Below are 20,365 nucleotides of genomic sequence, written 5' to 3'. Positions count from 1 at the left end.
GGAATTACGCTTTCACGCGCTTGCGATAGCGGACTTTTGCCGGGCGGGCCAACTGGACAACCATCTTGGAGTGGTCGTTCTGATAGGTCTGGGCGGGCTGAGCCATCTCGAACTCGTACTCGCGCAACAGGACCGAGAAGATCGCCTTGATCTGCATCTGCGCGAACGCCGCGCCGACGCAGCGGTGCTTACCGGCGCCGAACGGAATCCAGGTCCACCGGTTCACGATATCGGCCTGTTCCGGCTTGTTGTAGCGATCGGGGTTGAACGCGTCGGGGTCTGGAAAGTCCTCCGGGATGCGGTTGGAGATCGCCGGCGAGGCTGCGACGAAATCGCCTTTGTGAATCGGGTAGCCCTGCACCTCGAACTCGTCCTGCGCGACGCGCATCAGGATGATCAGCGGTGGATGCAGGCGCAGCGTCTCCTTGACGACGTTGTCCAGTTTCGGAATCTGGCGCAGTGCATGGAAGCTCACCTCCTGGCCGTCGGCGTAGAGCTCGTCGAGCTCGCCGCGCACCTCGGCGTAGGTGCCCGGGTGGCGGATCAGCTCGATCAGCGTCCACGCCGAGGTTCCCGAACTCGTGTGGTGCCCGGCGAACATCAAAGAGATGAACATGCCGGTGACCTCGTTGGCGCTGAAGCGCGGATTGCCCTCTTCATCGCGGATCGAGACCAGCACGTCGAGTAGGTCGCGGTCCTCCTTGCCCTTGGGTGGGTTGGCGATCCGGCCGTCCATGATCTCCTGCACCAGCGCAACAAGTTTCACGCGCGACTCGTCGCGGATGCGGAAGCTCTCGATGTCGAGATAAGGGTCGACGTAGCAGAGGGGGTCGGTCCCGCGCTCGAGATCGTGGTAGTACTCGGCGAACCGACGGTCGAGCTGCTCACGGAACTTGAGCCCGATCAGGCACGCGGTCGAGGTGTAGATCGTCAGTTCAGAGAAGAAGTCCAGCAGCTCGATCTCGCCTTCATCACCCCAATCGGCAACGATCTTTTTGACCTCGTTCTCGATGGTGGCTGCGTGGCCCTTCATCTGTTCGCCGCGCAGTGCGGTGTTGTGCAGCATCTCTGCACGGCGCTCGGGATCGGCGTCGAACACCACGCCCTCGCCGAAGATCGGCGTCATGAAGGGGTAGGCCTCGGCCTGGTTCAGCTCGGCGTCGCTGGAGCGGAAGAAGAACTCGTTGGCCTCGGCGCCCGACAGCATGACGACCGGCTTGTCGACAAGCTGAAACCAGCCGACATCCCCGCACTCGTCGCGAGTGCGTTTCATCAAGCCGATCGGATCGGTGCGGAATTCCTCGAGGTGGCCGTGCTCCTCCTCTCCACCGGAGACGCGCGTGACCACCTTGGTGGCTGCTGGGTTCGTCATGCGGGCATTCCTTCCTCGCCAAGGGTGAGCTTCTGACGAGATGTGTTGCCGGCCAAGGGAGCTTCGGGCTGGAGCTCCATATTCGCGATGAAGCTGCCGCGGGGGGTTTCCGCCACAAATGTGATGGCGCGCGCGAGGTCGGCGGCGCGCATGAAGTAGTCATGTCGCGCTTGGCCCCACTTGGCCCAGTCGTCGAGTGCAGGTCCGATGAGTTCGGCGGGCAGGCTCCAGCCCATCGAGGTCTTGGTCGGGCCGGGATGGACGATCGAGGCGCGCACCCCGGTGCCTTCCAGTTCCATCTGGTAGTTGGTCACCATCGACACCAGGGCGGCCTTGGCCGCACCGTAGGCGCCCATGTGGGGCCGTGGTCGCAGCGACACGTCAGATCCCACGAAGATCAGGTCGCCGCGCTGGCGTTGGAGCATGCCCGGCAGGACCGCGGAAGCCACCCGGTAGGCGCCGACCAGATGGATCTGGATCTGGGACTCGAACTCGTCGATGCTGATTGAGTCGAGCTTGCCGAAGTACGTGTCACCCGCACCGGCCACCAACACCTCGATCTCGCCGAGTTCGGAAGTGGTCTGCTCCACGGCGGCCTTCACCGAGTCGGGGTCGGTGACGTCGAGGTGCACCGCGATGGCCTCGCCACCGTCGGCACGGATCTTCCCGACGATCTCCTGCAGCTTGTCCACCCGACGAGCACCGAGCGCGACGGGAAAACCGTTGGCGGCGAGCTTGATCGCGGTGGCTTCACCGATCCCGGACGACGCACCGGCAACCAGCGCGGGCCTGCGGTCGGGGAGGGGAGCGAAACGTGGCATGTGACTAGATCCTTCTAGCGAGGCTGCACTGTGATGGGCAGGTGGGCGAAACCACGGACGTTGCTGGAGTGGACGCGAACCGAGTTGGCCTCGTCCACTTCATAGCCGCGGATACGTGTGAACAACTCTTCCAAGGCCACTCGCGCCTCCATACGGGCCAAGTGAGCGCCGAGGCAGAAGTGTGCGCCGCTGCCGAAGCTCTGGAGCTTGGCGCCGATATCGCGTCCGATGAGGTAGTCATCGGGCCTCTCGAAGACGCGCTCGTCGCGGTGGGCTGATCCGGGCAGGAGCAGGACCACGTCACCGTCGGGAATGACAGTGTCGTACAAAGTCAGATCGCCGGCGACGGTGCGAGCCAGGATTTGGCTCGAGGTGTCGTAGCGCAGGGTCTCTTCGACCCACAGCGGCACCCGGGACAGGTCGGTGTAGACGCCGGCCAGCTGGTCGGGGTTCTTGTGTCCCCAAAATGCGGCGTTGGCAAGCAGTTTGGTAGTGGTCTCGTTACCGGCGATGACCATCAGGAACATGAACCCGAGGACCTCGTCGTCGGTCAGCCGGTCGCCGTCGATCTCGGCGTCCAGGAGGGCCGTCGTGAGATCGTCGGCGGGGGTCTTGCGCCGCTCCTCCACCATCGCCTGGTAGTAGACGATCAGGTTGAGCGACGCTTCGACGGCCTCCGGTGGCACATCGGTGACACCTTCATCGCGGTGCATCACGCCATCGGCCCAGGCCCGGACCTGAGCGCGGTCGGGTTGGGGCACTCCCATGAGTTCGGAGATGACATCCATCGGCAGCTTGCCCGCGAACTCGTCGACATAGTCCACGATTTCACCGGCGGCGGCCTTCTCGAGCATAGTGTCGAGGTGCTTGACGGCGATCTCGGTGACCCGGGGTTCCAGCTCACGAATCCGCCTCGGGGTGAACCCTTTTGAGACCAGGGTCCGCAGGCGCAGATGCGACGGGTCGTCCATGGCCAGAAAGGACATCGTTTTAGACGCGTGCGGACCGCGGGATGCCGGATCCAGGGAGACACCGAATTTATTGGACAGCGTTGTGCTGTTGCGGAAACCCTGCAAGACATCCTGATGGCGGGACAGCGCCCAGAACTTCAGCTCCTCGTTGTGATACAGCGGGGCTTCGTCGCGCAGCCGCTTGTAGTACGGGTACGGATCCTCGTGGAAGTCGTAGTTGTAGGGATCCAGCATCACGTCTGGACTCTGTACCGTCATTCGTTCTCTCCCAGGATAAGTCCCGCGACATAACCGATTCGGTCGGCGACCTGGCGGTAGCTCATCGCGCCGGTACCGGCGTGCACGAGCGCGCCGTAGTACGTCATCTCCAGTGCGGACACGATCTGCGGATCCGCGTCCGGCCCCAGCGCCGATCTGATCCGTTTGTGAATCTCAGCGCCGATGCGATCGCGTGCCGGGTGTACCCCGGCGTCGTTGCTCAATACCGCGGTGGTGCAGGCCGCGGCGAACTCCGGCTCGTCGGCGATCACCAAGGCCAGGCTCCGCAGTGACTTCTCGACGCGGTGCAGCCGGCTGTCGTTGACGTCGGTGAAATACGGGACCTGGCGCATCAGGTCTAGGTAGACCTCGGCGATCAGGTGGTTCTTCGAGGAGAAATAGGTGTACGCCGTCGCCGGCGCCACCTTCGCGCGGGCCGCCACCGCCCGCACCGTCAGATCGGCGTACGACGTTTCGCGCAGCATCTCCAGACCGGCCCGCAGCACCTTGCGGAAGGTCTCTTCCTGGCGGCGATTGCGCGGCGTGCCCTCACCACCCGGGGTGACGGCTAGCGCAGTATCGCTGGACACATGTCCAAGTTATCGGAATGATGCCCACATAGGCAAGCGATCTCAGGTAATTAGCATGTCAGCAACCTGTTCTGGTCGGCTTCTGCGCAGAGCCTTGCACCATGGGCGCGTCTGCGGCTATGGTGCGAAAGACGGATTCTCGGACACGTGTCCAATGAAGCAGACGGGAGTCGGGATGGCGATTGCGGCCGACCGGAACAGTGACCTCTTCATCGACGGGAAGCTGGTGCCCGGTGGCAACGGCAGGTACCCGACGATCAACCCGGCGACTGAGGAGATTCTGGGCACGGCCGCCGACGCCAATGCCGAGGACATGAGCCGGGCGGTCGATGCCGCCCGTCGCGCGTTCGACACCACCGACTGGTCCACCAACACCGAACTTCGGGTGCGTTCCATCCGGCAGCTGCGCGATGCGATGAAGGCCAACGTGGAAGAACTCCGCGAGATGACCATCGCTGAGGTGGGCGCCCCCCGCATGCTGACCTCGGCCGCCCAGCTCGAAGGGCCGGTCGAAGACCTGTCCTTCTGTGCCGACACCGCTGAGAACTATTCCTGGCGGCAAGATCTCGGCGTCGCATCGCCGATGGGCATCAAGACCGAGCGAACCATCTCCCGGGAGGCGGTCGGTGTCGTCGGCGCCATCACCCCGTGGAACTTTCCGCATCAGATCAACCTCGCCAAGCTGGGCCCCGCCCTGGCGGCGGGCAACACCATCGTCCTCAAGCCCGCACCCGATACCCCATGGTGCGCAGCGGTTCTCGGTGAACTGATTGCTGAATACACCGATATCCCGCCCGGCGTGGTCAATATCGTCACGTCCAACGACCACTCGGTCGGGGCGCTGCTGTCCAGCGACCCGCGGATCGACATGGTGTCGTTCACCGGTTCCACCAACACTGGCCGTGCGGTGATGGCTGCCGGCGCGGCCACCATCAAGAAGGTCTTCCTCGAGCTCGGTGGCAAGTCGGCATTCCTGGTGCTCGATGACGCCGATCTGGCCGGCGCCTGCTCGATGGCGGCGTTCACCGCCTCGATGCACGCCGGGCAGGGCTGCGCGATCACCACCCGCCTGGTGGTGCCGCGGGCGCGTTACGACGAAGCGGTCGAGGCCGCCGCGGCGACCATGGCCGGGCTCAAGCCAGGTGACCCGACCAGTCCCAAAACCATCTGCGGGCCCGTCATTTCCGAGCGTCAACGCGATCGGGTGCAGTCCTACCTCGACTTGGCGATCGATGAGGGTGGCCGGTTCGCCTGCGGCGGCGGCCGGCCGGCCGACCGTGACACCGGGTATTTCATCGAGCCGACCGTGATCGCCGGCTTGGACAACAGTGCTCGGGTGTCACGCGAAGAGATCTTCGGTCCGGTGCTGACCGTCATCGCCCACGACGGCGACGACGACGCGATCCGCATCGCCAACGATTCGCCGTACGGGTTGTCAGGCACCGTGTTCAGCAGCGATAACGATCGCGCGCAGGGTGTCGCGAACCGGTTGCGGGTTGGCACCGTCAACGTCAACGGCGGGGTGTGGTACTCCGCGGACGTTCCGTTCGGCGGCTACAAGCAGTCCGGCATCGGCTCTGAGATGGGGGTCGCCGGCTTCGAGGAATACCTGGAACTGAAAGTCATTGCCACGGCTGTCTAGATGTGGCCCTTCCTACAGAAGGAGTGAACGAGCATGGGACAGTTCGACAATAAGGTCGCCATCATCACCGGCGCGGGCGGCGGCATCGGCCAGGCCTACGCCGAGGCCATCGCCCGTGAGGGCGCGGCCGTGGTGGTCGCCGATATCAACATCGAAGGCGCACAGAAGGTCGTCGACGGTATCAAGGGTGAAGGCGGCATCGCGCTCGCGCTGCCGGTCGACGTCAGTGATCCGGTGTCGGCCAAAGCCATGGCCGATCAGACGCTCGCCGAGTTCGGCGGTATCGATTACCTGGTCAACAACGCCGCCATCTTCGGCGGGATGAAGCTCGACTTCCTGATCACGGTGGACTGGGACTACTACAAGAAGTTCATGAGCGTGAACCTCGACGGCGCGCTGGTGTGTACCCGAGCGGTCTACCGCAAGATGGCCAAGCGCGGCGGCGGCGCGATCATCAACCAATCGTCCACGGCGGCATGGCTGTACTCGAACTTCTATGGCCTGGCCAAGGCCGGGGTGAACAGCCTCACCCAGCAGCTGGCGACCGAACTCGGCGGCCAGAACATCCGGATCAACGCCATCGCGCCCGGTCCGATCAACACCGAGGCCAACCGCACGACCACGCCGCAGGAAATGGTGGCCGATATCATCAAGGGAATTCCCCTGTCGCGCATGGGTGAAGTCGACGATCTAGTCGGCATGTGCCTGTTCCTGCTGTCGGATCAGGCGAAGTGGATCACCGGGCAGATCTTCAATGTCGACGGCGGACAGATCTTCCGTTCATGAGCGATATCAAGGTTGGCTACATCGGGCTGGGAAACCAGGGTGCGCCGATGGCCAAGCGGCTCGTGGAGTGGCCCGGCGGCCTCATCGTGTTCGATGTGCGGACCGAGGCCATGATGCCGCTGGCCGAACTCGGCGCCACGCTGGCTGACAGCGTCGCCGATGTCGCAGTGGCCGATGTCATCGAAGTGACCGTGCTCAACGACGCGCAGGTCCGCGATGTGGTGAGCGAGCTCGCCGAGCACGCCAAGCCGGGAACGGTCATCGCGATCCATTCCACCATCGAGCCTGGCACCGCGGCCGAGCTGGCTGAGCAGTTGCAGCCCAAGGGTATTCGCATTGTCGATGCCCCGGTCAGTGGCGGCGCCGGTGCCGCCGACAAGGGTGAGCTGGCCGTGATGGTCGGCGCCGATGACGACGCCTACGAGTTGGTCAAGCCGGTGTTCAAGCAGTGGGCATCGCTGGTGGTGCGTGCCGGCGAGCCCGGTGCCGGGACTCGGATGAAGATCGCTCGGAACATGTTGACGTTCATCGGTTTTACCGCGGCGACTGAGGCGTCCAGGCTCGCCGAGGCGGCCGGTATCGACCTGCAGAAGCTGGGCCGCGTGGTGCGGCACAGCGACGCGCAGAGTGGTGGGCCCGGTGCGATCATGGTCCGCGACGACACCAAACCCCTGACGCCCGAGCACTTCGTCTACAACATGTTCATCCACACCCGCGGGCTGGCCGAGAAGGATCTGAAGCTGGCTCTCGCTCTCGGCGAAGCCAACGGTGTGGACCTGCCGTTGGCCGAGATCGCATTACGCGACCTGGCCGCCGGGCTCGGTGTCCCCAACACGAAGGAGTGACGATGGACGAGTTACGCCGCAAGGGCCTTGAGAAGATGAACGAGGTCTACGGCTGGGAGATGCCCGACTCGCCGGGTGACTACTTCGCGCTGACCGCCGACCACCTGTTCGGCACCATCTGGACGCGACCCGGATTGACCATGCGGGACAAGCGCATCATGACGCTGACTGTCGTCACCGCGCTCGGCATTTCCGATCTGGCCGAGATCCAGGCCAACGCCGCCCTGCACAACGAAGAGCTCACCGCCGAGGAGCTCAAGGAGATGGCGATCTTCCTGACGCACTACCTCGGCTTCCCGTTGGGCTCGAAACTGGACGGGGCGGTCACCAAGGTCGCGGCCAAGCGCAAGAAGGCTGCCGAGGCAGGTCAGAGCGAGGACAAGAAGGCCAACGTCAACGACGCGCTCAAGATGCACAGCGGCCGGAAGCTCGAGGACTAGCCGCGCTCGCACGGGGTTTCGTCATGGCCTGGGATATGTGCTGGCGATGGCGGCCAACCGGCGCGTCCCCACCCTGGTGCCGCTGGACCACCCTGGCCATGCTTGCCCACGCCTTCCTGGCCGTGGCAACCGCCTTCGAACGCCATCGCCACCCTGCTGGCCTGGTCACGATGGCGACGACGACACCAATACCGAGCCCGACAATGCCACTACCGACGACGCCAGAATCAATGATCCCGATCTACGGCTGCAGTACTAGCCGCACTGCCGGCTGGCCGACGACGGCGAACTCCATCTGCTCTCGGTCGCTGAGATCGATGAGCAGCGTCACCGCACGGCACCGTGGGGTAGGACCGTGCTGCGGTGTGGGGCACACCCGTCGTGCTCCCAGTAGCCGATGTAGCTGATGTGCTGTGACAACGGCGGTCGCGGATGGTGCAGGAAGGGACCTGACTCCGAGCGCACGCCAGCCAGCGTATTGCCGTCGATGACGGGGCGCGCTTAATAACAAAGAGGTCCGTAAGACAACGGTAAGGAAACGGCCAGATCGCAAACGGTTATCGCGTCGTGTCACAAATGTGACATTTGTGCACCAGTGTTACCAAAGTGAAATCGAGCGCCGCGGGCCTCGATCCAAGGGCAGGAGTGGCAATGACTACTATGACCGCATACGAATCGTGGACTGCCGACTCGTGGACTGCCCCGACCATGCTCAGCCTGTGGGCGGAGCCAGCGCCCAAGCAGGCCAGGATCGTTCGTCAGGTGTCGCAGTGGGTCAAGGTCGTCGACACGACGGTCATCGTGCTCTGCCCGCCGGTGGTATCGGTCTGCGCGATCTTCGCCGCGATGATGTGGCCCGGCCTCGTCATGGCCGACCACGTCGGTCACGCGGCGACGTCCGCGCCGATCAATGTCCAGGTGCAGGACGGCGTGCCCGCTCCCTAATCGCTTGTGCGCGTTGACGGGTGATCGACACTGAACAAGGCCGCGCCCACCCAGCGGCGCAGATACCGGCGCAACTCGGCACCGTGCCGCGGCGGCCGGCCCGGGTCCACCATGAAGGACTGCACGATCCGCAGCAGGTGCTCACCGAGTTCGTCGAGATCGCTATCGCTGAATCCTCTTGCGGCCCAGTCGACATCGAATCGGCGAAGCAGCGAGCCGGCGAACGCCAGCGCGACATCCGAGGTGACCTCGGCGCTGAATGCGCCGACGCGTTCCGGCCCGAGTAACAGACCCATATGTTTATCGTTCGGCAGCGATTCCACCGCTGCGGCAATCCCTTCGGTGACCGCCTCGGCCGGGTCGGTGATACCGGAAAGGTGCGCGGCCATCCGGTCGAGGAATCCGGTTGCGGACGCCATCGCCGCGGCCTGCAGTAGCGCGTCGGTGCTGGGGAAGTAGCGATACACCGTCTGGCGGGTCACCCCGAGGGTGCGGGCGACGTCGGCGATGCTCAGATCCGCCCCGCGGGCATCGATGGCCTTATTCGCCGCGGCCAGAATCCGCGCAACCGCTTCTTCGTCGGTGGCCGGCGCCGATCCCGACCAGCCGTGGGTCCGCACGATCTACCCGCCCACTGCCGCCGAGAAGGCGACCCAGTCGACGACCAGCATGGCCAGGCACATCCCGAACGTGTCGAGGGTGAACGGCCAGGCCCGTTTCCGCCCGACCAACGCGATGATGCTGGTGACGATGCCGAGTACACCCACCAGTGCGACGATGCCCACCGCGCTCAGCACCGAGGTGACGGCCCCCTCGACACTGCACGTCGCGGGCGGACAGTGATCCAGGAACGCCAGCATGAACAGGCCGAGAAAGGCCGCGCCCGCGCCCACTAACACCGTCAGCACCATCAGGATGATCGAGATCGCCACGTCTGCCACCGACCGCGGCGGCGTGGCAGGCGGCGGGTGACCCATAACCCGGGATGCTATCGATGCCCCTGCGCTAGTGGTAGGCGACAGGCAGTTGTTTGACCCCGTTGATCCAGCCCGAGCGCAGGCGCACGGGCTCGCCGAGCTTGCTGATGTCGGGGATCTGGTTGGCGATCTCGTTGAAGATCAGCTTGATCTCCATACGCGCGAGGTTGGCACCGATGCAGAAGTGTGCCCCGTTGCCGCCGAACCCGAGGTGCGGGTTGGGGTCACGCAAGATATTGAACTGGAACGGGTTGTTGAAGACTTCCTCGTCGTAGTTCGCCGAGCTGTAGAACAGCCCCGCCCGCTGGCCCTCGCGGATCGTGACTCCGCCGATTTCGGTATCGCGCGTCGCGGTCCGCTGGAAGCAGTGCACCGGAGTGGCCCAGCGGACGATCTCGTCGGCCGTGGTCTCCGGCCGCTCGCGCTTGAAAAGCTCCCACTGGTCGGGGTTCTCGAAGAAGGCGTTCATGCCGTGGGTCATGGCGTTGCGGGTGGTTTCGTTGCCGGCCACCGCGAGCAGGATCACGAAGAATGCGAACTCGACCTCCGAGAGCGACTCCCCGTCCAAATCGGCCTGCACCAGCTTGGTGATGATGTCGTCGGCCGGACACTGGCGGCGCTGCTCGGCCATCGTGTACGCGTAACCCATCAGCTCGGCGTTGGCCACCGTCGGGTCTTCATCGAAGTCCGGGTCGTCGGAGTTCATGATGCTGTTGGTCCAGTGAAAGAGCTTCTGCCGGTCCGATTCTGGGACTCCCAATAGGTCGGCGATCGCCAGCAGTGGCAGCTGCATCGCGATGTCGTCAACGAATTCCCCAGTGTCTTTCTCGGCGGCCGCGGCCACGATGTCGCGGGCGGCGTCGGCCAGCTTCTCCTCCAGCTTGGACACGGCGCGCGGGGTGAACAGGCGCGAGACCAGCTTGCGCAGCCGGGTGTGCTCGGGTGCGTCGTGGTTGATCAGCAGCGCCTTGGTGATCTCCACCTGGTCTTTGGTCATGTCGTCGGCGAACCGCATCACCACGCCTTTGGCGTTCGTCGACCACAGGTCGCCGTCGCGGGAGATGTCGCGGATATCGCGGTGCTTGCTGATCACCCAGTACCCGCCGTCGTCGAAGACCGAGGGGGCCTCGTTCCACCACACCGGCGCGGTCTTGCGTAACTGCGCCAGCTGGGCGACAGGCATGCCCTCTTTGAGCAGGTCGGGGTCGGCGAAGTCGAAGCCCGCTCCGAACGGGCACACGCCTGCGGTGGTCATATCTACCTCGCTGTTCATGTGATGTAGCGCACCTTGCAGAAGACCATACACCTTGGGGCTAAGTGTATGCCCGATGGTGCCGACCATCGAGACCATTGCCGACGAAGACTCGGTCACCCGCTGATCGACTGCCGCGGCTACGGACTGGGCGCGCAGGCGATGACGGGCGGCAGCCCGCATGAACCGCTGCTGACCACATGAACCGCTGCTGACCGTGGCCTGATCGCCGCGACGCTGACCGCCGCAGCTGCGCGCGGTGAACTCCCGCCGCTAAGGCGGCTCGTCGATACCTGGTAGCGGGGGGTCGGGCGATAGGGTGTGAACCTGTGCGCGTCCTCGTGATCGGATCCGGTGCCCGCGAACATGCCCTGTTGCTGGGCCTGCGCAAAGATACCTGCGTCGACTTTCTTGCCGTCGCGCCCGGTAACGCCGGCACCTCGGCGGTCGCTGAGCAGCACGACGTCGACGTGACTTCCGCGGAAGCGGTCACCGCACTGGCGCGAAAGCTGGTGATCGACCTCGTGATCATCGGCCCCGAAGTGCCGCTAGTGCTCGGGGTGGCCGATGCTGTGCGCGCCGCAGGCATCGCCTGCTTCGGCCCGTCGAAGGACGCCGCCCGGATCGAAGGCTCCAAGGCGTTCGCCAAGGACGTGATGGCCGCGGCCGGTGTGCGCACCGCGGGCAGCGAAACCGTCGACAACCCCGCTCACCTGGATGCCGCGCTGGATCGTTTCGGCCCGGCCACCGGCCAACCCGCCTGGGTGGTCAAGGATGACGGGCTGGCCGCAGGCAAGGGCGTGGTGGTGACCGCTGACCGTGACGCGGCCCGCGCGCATGCCGCTTCGCTGTTGGACTCCGGGCATCCGGTGCTCCTGGAGTCCTTCCTCGATGGGCCCGAGGTGTCGCTGTTCTGTCTGGTCGACGGCGCGACCGTGGTCCCGCTGCTGCCCGCCCAGGACTTCAAGCGCGTCGGTGACAACGACGCTGGGCCCAATACCGGGGGTATGGGCGCGTATTCACCGCTGCCGTGGTTGACCGCCGAGGCGACCGCCGCGATGGTCAGCAGTGTCGTCGAACCCGTTGCTGCCGAACTGGTTCGCCGCGGCTCCCCGTTTTCCGGTCTGCTGTATGCGGGGCTGGCCATGACCTCCACCGGCCCCGCGGTGGTCGAATTCAACTGCCGGTTCGGTGACCCTGAGACGCAGGCGGTGCTCGCGCTGCTGGAATCCCCGCTGGGCCAGCTGTTGCACGCCACGTCAACCGGAACGCTGGCCGACTTCGCTGCGCTGCAGTGGGCCGACGGGTACGCGGTCACCGTCGTGGTGGCCGCGGAGAACTATCCCGGACGCCCCCGGGTCGGCGACGTGATCACCGGCTCGGAAGCCGCCGGCGTGCTGCACGCCGGGACCGCGCGCCGTAACGACGGTGCCGTCATCTCCTCAGGCGGGCGGGTGCTCTCGGTCGTCGGCACCGGCACCGACCTGGTGGCCGCGCGCGAAGACGCCTACCGGACAGTGTCTTCGATTCGCTTGCCCGGCAGTCATTTCCGCACCGATATCGCGTTGGCGGCGGCCGAGGGGCGGATCACGCCAGCTTGACGGGCAACCGCTTCACACCGTGAATGACGTTGCTGTGCAGGCCCTGGCCAGGTTGGTGCCGAGGCGGAAATGCGGCCCGCCCCCCACCAAACCCGAAGTGCGGGTTGGGCGACCGAGTGATGTCGAACTCGCCCTGGCGGTCGAACACCGTCTCGTCGCGGTTGGCCGAACAGAAACGTCGCTCTCAGTGCGGGCTCAACCCACCAAGTACGGCGCCATCCAGGTCAGCTCGCCCGGCAGTTGCGAGCTCCAATAGCTGCCGTCGTGCCCACCCGGTGCGAAACCGCCGGCGGGCGGATGCGGCAGCTGTGCGATGAACTCTTTGGTCGCCGAATAGAACGGATCGCTGGTGCCGCAGTCGATCCGGATCGGGATCGACGCGAGCGCCGGAAGGCCGAAGACACTGTTGGCCGCAAAGTCGTCGGGACCGTCGAACGCACCGGGCGCTGCCGCGCCGGACGACAGCCACAGTGCCGGGCTGACCGCGGTGATCGCCGCGGTGCGGGCCGGACCGAGCCGGGCGCCCAGCAGCAGCGCCCCATAGCCGCCCATCGACCACCCGAGGAAGGCGACCCGCGAGGTGTCCAGCCCTTGACCGCCGAGCATCGGGATCAGCTCATCGAGAACCATGGCCCCGGAATCCTCGCCGGATGCGCGCTTGTGCCAGTAGCTACCGCCGCCGTCGACGGCGACGACAGCGAACGGCGGCAGTCCGGCCGCGACAGCCTGGGCCAGGCCCTGCTCGACTCCGCCCGCCATCACGCCCGCCGCATCCTGGCCCTTGCCGTGCAGGGCGATGACCGGTCGCAGCGGCGCGGTCTGTCCGGGCGGGCGGGCGATGGCCCAATTCGTGGTGACCCCGCCGCGCGCGGCGGACACGAACGAGCCGGTGACCATCGTGGGGGCGAGGGCGCCCGACGGGGCGGGCTCCAGCGGGGCGGGCGGTAGCAACGGGGTACCGACGCCGGCCATCGTGATGTGGGGACCGGCCGGATGCGCGGTGGACATCAGCACCCGACCAGCAGCGAAGGCACCCGCGGCGCCGGCTACGCCTCCGGCGCTGAGTCGCAGAACAGCGCGACGGCTCAGGTTCGCCATTCGGTCCATCATGCCAGCGCGGGGAGATCAGCCTAGTGCCAGGTCAAAGCGACGGTAATGATTCGGTTAAAGAGCGATGTCGGCTCGACGCTGCTGGCAGCATTGCTGAACGTGACGGCAGCAATGACTCCCAAGGGGGAACGACGACGGTATGCGCTGATCAGCGCTGCCGCCGAGCTGCTGCGGGAAGCCGGATTCGAGGCCGTGCGCCATCGTGCGGTGGCGCGTCGCGCGGGTCTGCCGTTGGCGTCGACCACCTATTACTTCTCCTCGCTCGACGATCTGGTCCACAAGGCCGTCGAATACATCTGCGCCGTCGAAACCGCCCAGCTGCGGGCCCGGGTCGACGCGTTACCGCGCCGGCGACGCGGTGCCGAGGCGATCGCTGACGTGCTGGTCGACTTGTTGGTCGGTGACGCGGACGGCGAGGCGAGCAGTGAACAGCTGATCGCCCGCTACGAGCGCTATATCGCCTGCGCCCGCCAGCCTGCGTCGAGGGAAATTCAACGCCGGTTGCTGCAGCAGCGGGTGGATGCCGTGGTGGAGGCGGTCGCGCGTTCGGGCCGCAATATGCGGGTCGGTCTGGTGACCGCACTCGTCAACGCCGTCGACGGCGCGGTCGTCTCGGCGTTGGTCAGCGACGAGGACGGGCCGCGTGAGCTGGCCAGGACCACGCTGATGGAGGTGATCGACGTGTTGGCGCCGATCGACGAGCGCACCATCCGGGTGTAAGCGATTACGTTCTTAGGCATGGATTTCTCCGGGCTCGCCCGGCCGGCCGTGGAACTTCTGGACGGCGTCATGGACCGGGCGTTGATTGTCGGCTACACCAAGATCGGGTCGGGATTGCGCCGGCGCTGGTGGGCCGCCGACGCCGGGCCGAGAGCGCTGGTGGGCAAGCGGGTGCTGATCACCGGCGCGACCGCGGGCATCGGCCTGGCCATGGCGCAGTCCTTTGCCGGACTCGGCGCAACCGTGCACCTGCTGGGCCGCAACACCGACAAGGTGGATCGCGCGTCGGCGATGATTCGGGACTCGGTCGCCGACGCCCACGTGGTGGCCGAAGTCTGCGACGTCTCCGACCTCGACGTTGTGCGCGAATGGACGGCCGACTTCGCCAATCGGGTGCCGGCCTTGAACGGATTGGTGCACAACGCCGGACTGATGCCCAAGGACCGCATTCTCACGCGTGAGGGCCACGAGGTGCAGCTGGCCACCCATGTCCTCGGGCCGCATCTGATCACCGAGCGGCTGCTGCCGCTGCTGCGGGCGGCGGGCGGGGCCTCGGTGGTGTTCGTGTCCTCCGGCGGCATGTACGGCGCGCCGCTGGTGGTCGACGATCTGGAGTTTCGGCGCGGCTACAGCGGAGTGCGGGCCTACGCCCGCACCAAGAAGATGCAAGTGGTGCTGGCGGATTCGTGGGCGCGCAGGCTGGCCGGAACCGACATCCGGGTGGAGAGCATGCATCCCGGCTGGGTCGACACCCCCGGGGTCGCGGAGTACTTGCCGCGCTTTCGCGCTGTCACCCGGCCGCTGCTGCGCGATGTGGCCGACGGCGCCGACACCGCGGTGTGGCTGGTGGCTACCCGGCCGGAATCCAAGCCGGGGCACTTCTGGCATGACCGCAGCCAGCGGCCGACGACGTTCGGCTGGCAGCGTCACGAGAACCCGGTCAAGGTGCGCCGGTTCCTCGAACAGGTCAGCCGGCTGACGGGGACCTCGCAAGCCTGGCCGGGCCTGCGCGCCTAATCGGGATCGGGCTGCAACCGGCGGAGCCGGTTCTGCAGCAAGGCAGCCCGGTGCGCGTTGCCCGACAGCCCGACGTAGCGCTCGGTGAACGCCGCCAGCAAGGCATCGTCCAAGCGACGCACCGCACCCGCCGGGAAGCGGTAATCCATTTTCTCGTTGACGGCGTCGGTGTCGAGGTTGGTCAGCAGCTCCTCGAGCGCGTCCAGGGTCAGGATGCCCAGTTCGCCGAGCAGGTCGGACATCCACGCGTAGTGCTCCGTGCGGGACCAGCCGGCCTCGGGAAAGCGGTGCCCCAGGTAGGTGGCCAGCACAGGCGTCGCGATACCGGCGTCGGTGACGGGCGGGTTGCGGTCGTCGGCCATCGACGCTCGCAAGCGGTCCCGGATTTCGGTGAACTCCCGGTCGGCCAATTCGAGCAGGCCGGCCGCCAGCGTGAACCGGCGGTCGAGCTCGGGTGCGTCCTGCGCCGGGACGGTGCCCTTGTAGCGGATGTCGTGTTCGAACTCCGCCCACGCGTGCTGCAGGACGGTGCGCACCTGCACTGACGCCGGCTGTGTCGCACCGTCGAGCGCGACCAGCAGGTGCCGGCTCGCGTACCCCCACCGGCCTTCGCGCGCGGTCACCTGGCCCATGTCGAGGTCGGCCAGGACCTCGAATTCCTGCGACAGCACGGTGCCGACCGCGGTGACGTCCTCGCGCAGGTAAGTGATGACCCGGACGCCGATCTGGTCGGTGATCTGGGTCGAGGGGTCGGTGTAGAGACGCTGGCCGTTGCTGCTGCGGTCCGCCTTGGCCGCGAACGATGCGACGCTCTTGGTGCGGGCCGTGACGCTGAGGTAGTTGATGCCCGCGTCGTCGAGCAGGCGCTTCACCAGGGCGAGGTAGTGCTCGGTGGTGGCCTTCAGGGCTGGCCGCTGCTCGGCGTAGCGGGCGACGGCGTCGCTGACCACACCGGGCGTCGGCTCGGGCGGCGTCGGGGTCAGGTCCCCCGGCAGCGTCGGCGTCACGATGTAGCCGGTCTCGAAGTCGCCGTAGGTCGTCACCGATGAGGGCCGCCGCGTCGCATACAGCCCGACGTAGGCGCACACCACCGCGTCGATCGGATCCTCGGCGCGGCGCAGTTCGCTCTTACGTTGCGCGCCCTCGACAGCCCGGCGCATTTCACCCCATTCCGGGTGATCGCTGACCCGAAGGGGCACCGAGGACTGGGCGAGTCGTTCGATCTCGTCGATCAGCCGCAGCAGTTCGGTACGCAGTTGGGTGAAGTCGCGGCCCGGTTTGTTCTTGTACTTCAGTGTGCGGCCGAGCCTGAACAGCGCGACCGTGGCCGGATGCGGGTAGACCTCGATAGCCCGCCGGGAGGCCCGCGAATGCGGGTTCATATCCAGACCGAGCGCTTCGGCGATCCGGGCGCCGCGCGGGGTGCCGGAGAATTCGGGCTTGCCCGTGTTCGATGGATGCGCGCCGGCCTGGAACTTGGCGAAGTCTCGGTTCAATTCGGTTTCGCAACCGCGTTGGCCCGTCGGATTCGTCACGATGAGGGGAGCGTCGATGGCGACCAGGCAGGGCCCGTCGACGTAGGGCCGTACGTGCTCGAGGACGCTCGAATCATCTTGCGCGGTGGCGATGTGAACGAGTCGGCCGTCGGCGTCGAGCACCGCGACTCCGGTTGGTTTGCGCTCACCCCAGGCCAGGTCCAGGCCGACAAAGTGCATCCGTCTACCTTGCCGTACCCGAGCCGTAAGCTGATGCGTTGTGACAATCCCTAATGTCCTGGCCGGCCGGTATGCCAGCGCGGAGATGGTCGCGATCTGGTCGCCCGAAGCCAAGATCGTCGCCGAACGCAAGTTGTGGCTCGCGGTATTGCGCGCCCAGAAAGAACTCGGTGTCAACGTCCCTGACGGTGTGCTCGAGGACTACGAGCGGGTGTCGGAGAACGTCGACCTGGCCTCGATCGCCGCGCGGGAGCGCGTCACCCGCCACGACGTCAAGGCCCGCATCGAGGAATTCAACGCGCTGGCCGGCCACGAACACGTGCACAAGGGTATGACCAGCCGCGACCTCACCGAGAACGTCGAACAGCTGCAGATCCGCCGGTCGCTGCAATTGGTGCACGCCCACGGTGTGGCCGTGGTGGCCCGGCTGGCCGAGAGCGCGGTCCTCTACCGCGACGTGGTGATGGCCGGGCGCAGCCACAACGTCGCGGCCCAGGCCACCACGTTGGGCAAGCGGTTCGCGTCGGCCGCCGAGGAAACGCTGACCGCGTTGACGCGGGTGGCCGAACTGATCGAGCGCTACCCGCTGCGTGGCATCAAGGGGCCGATGGGCACCGCCCAGGACATGCTCGACCTGTTCGGCGGCGACGCCGACCGGCTGGCCGAGCTGGAGCGCCGGGTCGCCGAATTCCTGGGTTTCACCGCCGTTTTCACCAGTGTCGGGCAGGTGTACCCGCGCTCGCTGGACCATGACGTGGTCTCCGCGCTGGTTCAGCTGGGCGCCGGCCCGTCGTCGTTCGCCCATACCGTGCGGTTGATGGCCGGCCACGAACTGGTGACCGAAGGGTTCGCGCCGGGGCAGGTGGGTTCCTCGGCGATGCCGCACAAGATGAACACCCGCAGCTGCGAGCGGGTCAACGGGCTGCAGGTGGTGTTGCGCGGCTACGGGTCGATGGCCGCGGAATTGGCTGGCGCGCAATGGAATGAGGGCGACGTCTTCTGCTCGGTGGTGCGCCGGGTGGCGCTGCCGGACGCGTTCTTCGCCGTCGACGGGCAGATCGAGACGTTCCTGACGGTGCTCGACGAGTTCGGGGCCTACCCCGCGGTGATCCAGCGTGAGTTGGATCGCTACCTGCCGTTCCTGGCCACCACCAAGGTGCTGATCGCCGCGGTGCGGGCCGGTGTTGGTCGGGAGACCGCGCACGAGGTGATCAAGGAACACGCGGTGGCCGTTGCGCTGGCGATGCGCGAAAAGGGTTTGGAGCCAGATCTTCTGGACCGGCTGGCTGCCGACGAGCGGCTGCCGCTGGACCGGGTCGCGTTGGATGCCGCGCTGGCCGATAAGCAGGCCTTCAGCGGGGCGGCGGCAAGTCAGGTCGATCAGGTGGTCGCCGCGGTGCAGGAACTGGTCAGCGCCTACCCCGACGCTGCCAAATACACGCCGGGCGCGATTCTCTGAGTTCGCTCACATCACGGCGTGACCGGCGTCGACCGGGAGTGCCACGCCGGTGATGTAGCGCGCCTTCGGGCCGGCCAGGAACACCACGACGTTGGTGACATCCTCGGATTCGACCCACGGGACCGGCAGGAGGTTGCCCGACAGTGCGGCCCCGTTGGCGTTCTCCTGAAACGTCCGCAGGGTGTGGTCATTGAGTATCATCGGTGTGCCGACCCCGCTGGGGTGCACGGTATTGACCCGAATGTTGTGCTGGGCATAGGCATTGGCCGCTGATCGCATCAGTCCGACCACCCCGTGCTTGGCCGCGGCGTAGGCGAACATCGCCGCACTGCCGTCGCCACCCTTGCCGACCAGACCCTGCGCGGAGCTGGTCAAGATGATGGAACCACCACGCCCCTTGCGGATGATCGACGGCACCGTGGCCGCGATCGTGTGCCACACGCCGGCGAGGTTCGTGTCGACGATATCGCGGTACAGCTGTTGATCGAGCGGATCTTTGAGGCCGATCGCGACCACTCCGGCGTTGGCGACGACGATGTCGATCTCGCCGAGCGCGTCGACACCGGCCTGTACGCCGGGCTGCAGGGCGTCGAGGTCGCGGACGTCGGCGATCACCGGTACGACGCGACGGCCGTGGGCCTCGATCAGCCGGACGGTCTCATCGAGGTCGTCTTTGGTGGCCAGCGGATAGGGGATCGAGTCGATATCGGCGCAGCGGTCGATCGCGATAATGTCGGCACCCTCGGCGGCCAGCGCCACGGCGTGGCTGCGGCCCTGCCCGCGGGCCGCGCCGGTGATTACTGCGACGGTGTCGACGAGCTCTGCCACGACGCGGACTCTAACCGATCCGATCAGCGAGCCGATAGAAACGGCGGGCATTGCCGCGTCGGGGTCGGCGACGTCGATGCGGCCGAAGCCGGCGCGGCTCAATGCCGAAATGTCGTCGTCGCCGGTGTCGACGGGGATCTGCGTGACACCCCCGAAGCCCGGAACCAATTGCGGCGAAACAGCCAGCGCAGCAACCACGCTGGCTTCTACGCATCCGACAGCTCGACCTACTCGGGGTGCACATCCCAGCTCATCGCCGTCGCGGGATGGTCGGTGAGATGGGTTCCCACCCGCGGGCCTTCGACGGCAGGAAGATACGCCCGCGCGGCGTTCCTGCGCTCAGCGCTCGTCAGCGCGCCGAAGGCCGCCAGGCCCGGGGGAGCCCGACGCCCGCCGAGCGCAGTTCGAGAGCGGCCAGCCCGCGGATCGCGTACGGGTCTTCGCGCCGCCACGCGCCGACCGGGTCGAAGCTCACCTCGGTGAGCCTGCGCAAGGGACGGTTGGCCAGTGCGCGCAGCGCCAACAGCTGTTCACCGGCCGGCGTGCGGGCCAGCATGATGACCGTCCACTTGCGCCGGAAGAACCGGATGCGCAGGAACAGCCACGGCATCCCGATGGCCAGAATCGGTGGGGCGGCCACCGCGACACCCAGCAGCACAGCCAGCCAGGAGGCCGTGGTGTCGAGGTTGTCGCCGGCGCCGGCCAGATCCAGCGCGTACTCGCTGGCCGCGCGCAATGGTTTGGAGACCGTGTCCCCGACCAGCGGGATCTTGTGCGCGCTGTCGCCGGCGGAGTGCAGATTGTCGGAGATGCCGGTCGCGCCATCCTTGACCTGGCGGCCCACCTCGGCGATCGTCGCGACCGCGGAATGCACCGCGAGCCCGACAAGCACCCAGACCGTAATCCACGACGCGACCAGCAGGTCGCTGAACACCTGCGCGATGAGCCGGCCGGGGGTGGTCGCATAGGGCAGGAACCGCGATCTCATCGCTTGATCCCAGCACAGTCACGCCCCG

20 protein-coding genes and 2 pseudogenes are annotated in these 20,365 nt (G+C 66.5%); 10 read left to right on the top strand and 12 right to left on the bottom strand.

The window, feature by feature from the left end:
• Positions 1 to 4: 4 nt before the first annotated feature.
• From G6N13_RS04935 to G6N13_RS04920, 4 genes are read right to left on the bottom strand one after another with little or no spacing between them, the layout of a single operon-like run.
• Complete coding sequence (locus tag G6N13_RS04935; protein ID WP_163695041.1) at positions 5 to 1,372, bottom strand: lanosterol 14-alpha demethylase; 1,368 nt, start codon at positions 1,370 to 1,372, stop codon at positions 5 to 7.
• Complete coding sequence (locus G6N13_RS04930) at positions 1,369 to 2,193, bottom strand: SDR family oxidoreductase (RefSeq protein ID WP_163695040.1); 825 nt, start codon at positions 2,191 to 2,193, stop codon at positions 1,369 to 1,371. The genes G6N13_RS04935 and G6N13_RS04930 overlap by 4 nt, the downstream gene beginning before the upstream one ends.
• Positions 2,194 to 2,207: 14 nt before the next feature.
• Entirely contained in the window at positions 2,208 to 3,422 is a 1,215-nt protein-coding gene (locus tag G6N13_RS04925) for a cytochrome P450 (RefSeq protein ID WP_163695039.1), read from the bottom strand.
• The gene (locus G6N13_RS04920) at positions 3,419 to 4,012 is read right to left on the bottom strand and encodes a TetR family transcriptional regulator (RefSeq protein WP_163695038.1); all 594 of its coding nucleotides are present in this window, start codon (positions 4,010 to 4,012) and stop codon (positions 3,419 to 3,421) included. The genes G6N13_RS04925 and G6N13_RS04920 overlap by 4 nt, the downstream gene beginning before the upstream one ends.
• Before the next feature lie 175 nt (positions 4,013 to 4,187).
• Between G6N13_RS04920 and G6N13_RS04915 the strand changes: the two genes are divergently transcribed.
• The 6 genes and pseudogenes from G6N13_RS04915 to G6N13_RS04895 all read left to right on the top strand — a co-directional run bounded on the left by G6N13_RS04915 (position 4,188) and on the right by G6N13_RS04895 (position 8,670).
• On the top strand, positions 4,188 to 5,654 hold the full coding sequence (locus G6N13_RS04915; protein WP_163701722.1) for an aldehyde dehydrogenase: 1,467 nt from the start codon (positions 4,188 to 4,190) through the stop codon (positions 5,652 to 5,654).
• Positions 5,655 to 5,687: 33 nt separating this feature from the next.
• Positions 5,688 to 6,440, top strand: coding sequence for an SDR family oxidoreductase (locus G6N13_RS04910; RefSeq protein WP_163695037.1), 753 nt, complete (start codon positions 5,688 to 5,690; stop codon positions 6,438 to 6,440).
• Positions 6,437 to 7,285 (top strand): NAD(P)-dependent oxidoreductase, encoded by an 849-nt coding sequence (locus G6N13_RS04905; RefSeq protein WP_163695036.1) that lies wholly within the window; start codon positions 6,437 to 6,439, stop codon positions 7,283 to 7,285. Before G6N13_RS04910 ends, G6N13_RS04905 begins: the two co-directional genes overlap by 4 nt.
• 2 nt (positions 7,286 to 7,287) lie before the next feature.
• Positions 7,288 to 7,725 carry a carboxymuconolactone decarboxylase family protein gene (locus tag G6N13_RS04900; protein WP_163695035.1) on the top strand — a complete coding sequence of 146 codons (438 nt, stop codon included), beginning with the start codon at positions 7,288 to 7,290 and terminating at the stop codon, positions 7,723 to 7,725.
• A 68-nt stretch (positions 7,726 to 7,793) separates the two neighbouring features.
• Positions 7,794 to 7,959 (top strand): annotated as a pseudogene (locus G6N13_RS24880) (IS701 family transposase); the annotation flags it as partial.
• A 426-nt stretch (positions 7,960 to 8,385) separates the two neighbouring features.
• Complete coding sequence (locus G6N13_RS04895) at positions 8,386 to 8,670, top strand: hypothetical protein (RefSeq protein ID WP_163695034.1); 285 nt, start codon at positions 8,386 to 8,388, stop codon at positions 8,668 to 8,670.
• Here G6N13_RS04895 and G6N13_RS04890 read toward each other — a convergent pair.
• From G6N13_RS04890 to G6N13_RS04880, 3 genes are read right to left on the bottom strand one after another with little or no spacing between them, the layout of a single operon-like run.
• Positions 8,667 to 9,290, bottom strand: coding sequence for a TetR/AcrR family transcriptional regulator (locus tag G6N13_RS04890; protein ID WP_163695033.1), 624 nt, complete (start codon positions 9,288 to 9,290; stop codon positions 8,667 to 8,669). The genes G6N13_RS04895 and G6N13_RS04890 overlap by 4 nt on opposite strands.
• A 3-nt stretch (positions 9,291 to 9,293) precedes the next feature.
• Entirely contained in the window at positions 9,294 to 9,647 is a 354-nt protein-coding gene (locus G6N13_RS04885; protein ID WP_163695032.1) for a hypothetical protein, read from the bottom strand.
• A gap of 28 nt (positions 9,648 to 9,675) precedes the next feature.
• Positions 9,676 to 10,902, bottom strand: coding sequence for a cytochrome P450 (locus G6N13_RS04880; protein WP_163701720.1), 1,227 nt, complete (start codon positions 10,900 to 10,902; stop codon positions 9,676 to 9,678).
• Positions 10,903 to 11,228: 326 nt separating this feature from the next.
• Between G6N13_RS04880 and purD the strand changes: the two genes are divergently transcribed.
• Positions 11,229 to 12,500, top strand: coding sequence for a phosphoribosylamine--glycine ligase (purD, locus tag G6N13_RS04875; protein WP_163695031.1), 1,272 nt, complete (start codon positions 11,229 to 11,231; stop codon positions 12,498 to 12,500).
• Between the two features lie 39 nt (positions 12,501 to 12,539).
• Here the strand turns inward: purD and G6N13_RS26085 are convergent.
• Together G6N13_RS26085 and G6N13_RS04870 are read right to left on the bottom strand one after the other, a co-directional pair.
• Positions 12,540 to 12,675: pseudogene (locus tag G6N13_RS26085) on the bottom strand (cytochrome P450); the annotation flags it as partial.
• Between the two features lie 20 nt (positions 12,676 to 12,695).
• Positions 12,696 to 13,610, bottom strand: a complete 915-nt coding sequence (locus G6N13_RS04870) for an alpha/beta hydrolase (RefSeq protein WP_163695030.1) — start codon at positions 13,608 to 13,610, stop codon at positions 12,696 to 12,698.
• A 90-nt stretch (positions 13,611 to 13,700) separates the two neighbouring features.
• Between G6N13_RS04870 and G6N13_RS04865 the strand changes: the two genes are divergently transcribed.
• Both G6N13_RS04865 and G6N13_RS04860 read left to right on the top strand, forming a co-directional pair.
• Complete coding sequence (locus G6N13_RS04865) at positions 13,701 to 14,330, top strand: TetR/AcrR family transcriptional regulator (protein WP_163701716.1); 630 nt, start codon at positions 13,701 to 13,703, stop codon at positions 14,328 to 14,330.
• 18 nt (positions 14,331 to 14,348) lie between these two features.
• Entirely contained in the window at positions 14,349 to 15,347 is a 999-nt protein-coding gene (locus tag G6N13_RS04860) for an SDR family NAD(P)-dependent oxidoreductase (RefSeq protein WP_163695029.1), read from the top strand.
• Here G6N13_RS04860 and relZ read toward each other — a convergent pair.
• On the bottom strand, positions 15,344 to 17,062 hold the full coding sequence (gene relZ / locus G6N13_RS04855; RefSeq protein ID WP_163695028.1) for a bifunctional ribonuclease/(p)ppGpp synthase: 1,719 nt from the start codon (positions 17,060 to 17,062) through the stop codon (positions 15,344 to 15,346). The two genes, G6N13_RS04860 and relZ, sit on opposite strands and share 4 nt — an antisense overlap.
• Positions 17,063 to 17,102: 40 nt before the next feature.
• Between relZ and purB the strand changes: the two genes are divergently transcribed.
• Positions 17,103 to 18,521, top strand: a complete 1,419-nt coding sequence (gene purB, locus G6N13_RS04850) for an adenylosuccinate lyase (RefSeq protein WP_163695027.1) — start codon at positions 17,103 to 17,105, stop codon at positions 18,519 to 18,521.
• Positions 18,522 to 18,527: 6 nt separating this feature from the next.
• Here the strand turns inward: purB and G6N13_RS04845 are convergent, their stop codons facing one another.
• Positions 18,528 to 19,349: a mycofactocin-coupled SDR family oxidoreductase gene (locus G6N13_RS04845; RefSeq protein WP_163701713.1), complete on the bottom strand. Its 822-nt coding sequence runs from the start codon at positions 19,347 to 19,349 to the stop codon at positions 18,528 to 18,530.
• A gap of 349 nt (positions 19,350 to 19,698) precedes the next feature.
• Positions 19,699 to 20,337, bottom strand: a complete 639-nt coding sequence (locus G6N13_RS04840; protein WP_163695026.1) for a hypothetical protein — start codon at positions 20,335 to 20,337, stop codon at positions 19,699 to 19,701.
• Between the last annotated feature and the right edge of the window lie 28 nt (positions 20,338 to 20,365).

Origin of the sequence: Mycolicibacterium sarraceniae (assembly GCF_010731875.1) — a bacterium.
Taxonomy (GTDB): Bacteria; Actinomycetota; Actinomycetes; order Mycobacteriales; family Mycobacteriaceae; genus Mycobacterium; species Mycobacterium sarraceniae.
The sequence above is the reverse complement of the archived record's forward strand: the minus strand, read 5'-3'. Positions and strand labels throughout refer to the sequence as shown.

Excerpts from the sequence above, each read along its gene's own strand:
- G6N13_RS04935 (WP_163695041.1), bottom strand. The coding sequence starts at position 1,372 with ATGACGAACCCAGCAGCCACCAAGGTGGTCACGCGCGTCTCCGGTGGA.
- G6N13_RS04930 (WP_163695040.1), bottom strand. The coding sequence starts at position 2,193 with ATGCCACGTTTCGCTCCCCTCCCCGACCGCAGGCCCGCGCTGGTTGCC.
- G6N13_RS04925 (WP_163695039.1), bottom strand. The coding sequence starts at position 3,422 with ATGACGGTACAGAGTCCAGACGTGATGCTGGATCCCTACAACTACGAC.
- G6N13_RS04915 (WP_163701722.1), top strand. The coding sequence starts at position 4,188 with ATGGCGATTGCGGCCGACCGGAACAGTGACCTCTTCATCGACGGGAAG.
- G6N13_RS04910 (WP_163695037.1), top strand. The coding sequence starts at position 5,688 with ATGGGACAGTTCGACAATAAGGTCGCCATCATCACCGGCGCGGGCGGC.
- G6N13_RS04905 (WP_163695036.1), top strand. The coding sequence starts at position 6,437 with ATGAGCGATATCAAGGTTGGCTACATCGGGCTGGGAAACCAGGGTGCG.
- G6N13_RS04900 (WP_163695035.1), top strand. The coding sequence starts at position 7,288 with ATGGACGAGTTACGCCGCAAGGGCCTTGAGAAGATGAACGAGGTCTAC.
- G6N13_RS04895 (WP_163695034.1), top strand. The coding sequence starts at position 8,386 with ATGACCGCATACGAATCGTGGACTGCCGACTCGTGGACTGCCCCGACC.
- G6N13_RS04885 (WP_163695032.1), bottom strand. The coding sequence starts at position 9,647 with ATGGGTCACCCGCCGCCTGCCACGCCGCCGCGGTCGGTGGCAGACGTG.
- G6N13_RS04880 (WP_163701720.1), bottom strand. The coding sequence starts at position 10,902 with ATGACCACCGCAGGCGTGTGCCCGTTCGGAGCGGGCTTCGACTTCGCC.
- G6N13_RS04870 (WP_163695030.1), bottom strand. The coding sequence starts at position 13,610 with ATGATGGACCGAATGGCGAACCTGAGCCGTCGCGCTGTTCTGCGACTC.
- G6N13_RS04860 (WP_163695029.1), top strand. The coding sequence starts at position 14,349 with ATGGATTTCTCCGGGCTCGCCCGGCCGGCCGTGGAACTTCTGGACGGC.
- relZ (WP_163695028.1), bottom strand. The coding sequence starts at position 17,062 with ATGCACTTTGTCGGCCTGGACCTGGCCTGGGGTGAGCGCAAACCAACC.
- G6N13_RS04840 (WP_163695026.1), bottom strand. The coding sequence starts at position 20,337 with ATGAGATCGCGGTTCCTGCCCTATGCGACCACCCCCGGCCGGCTCATC.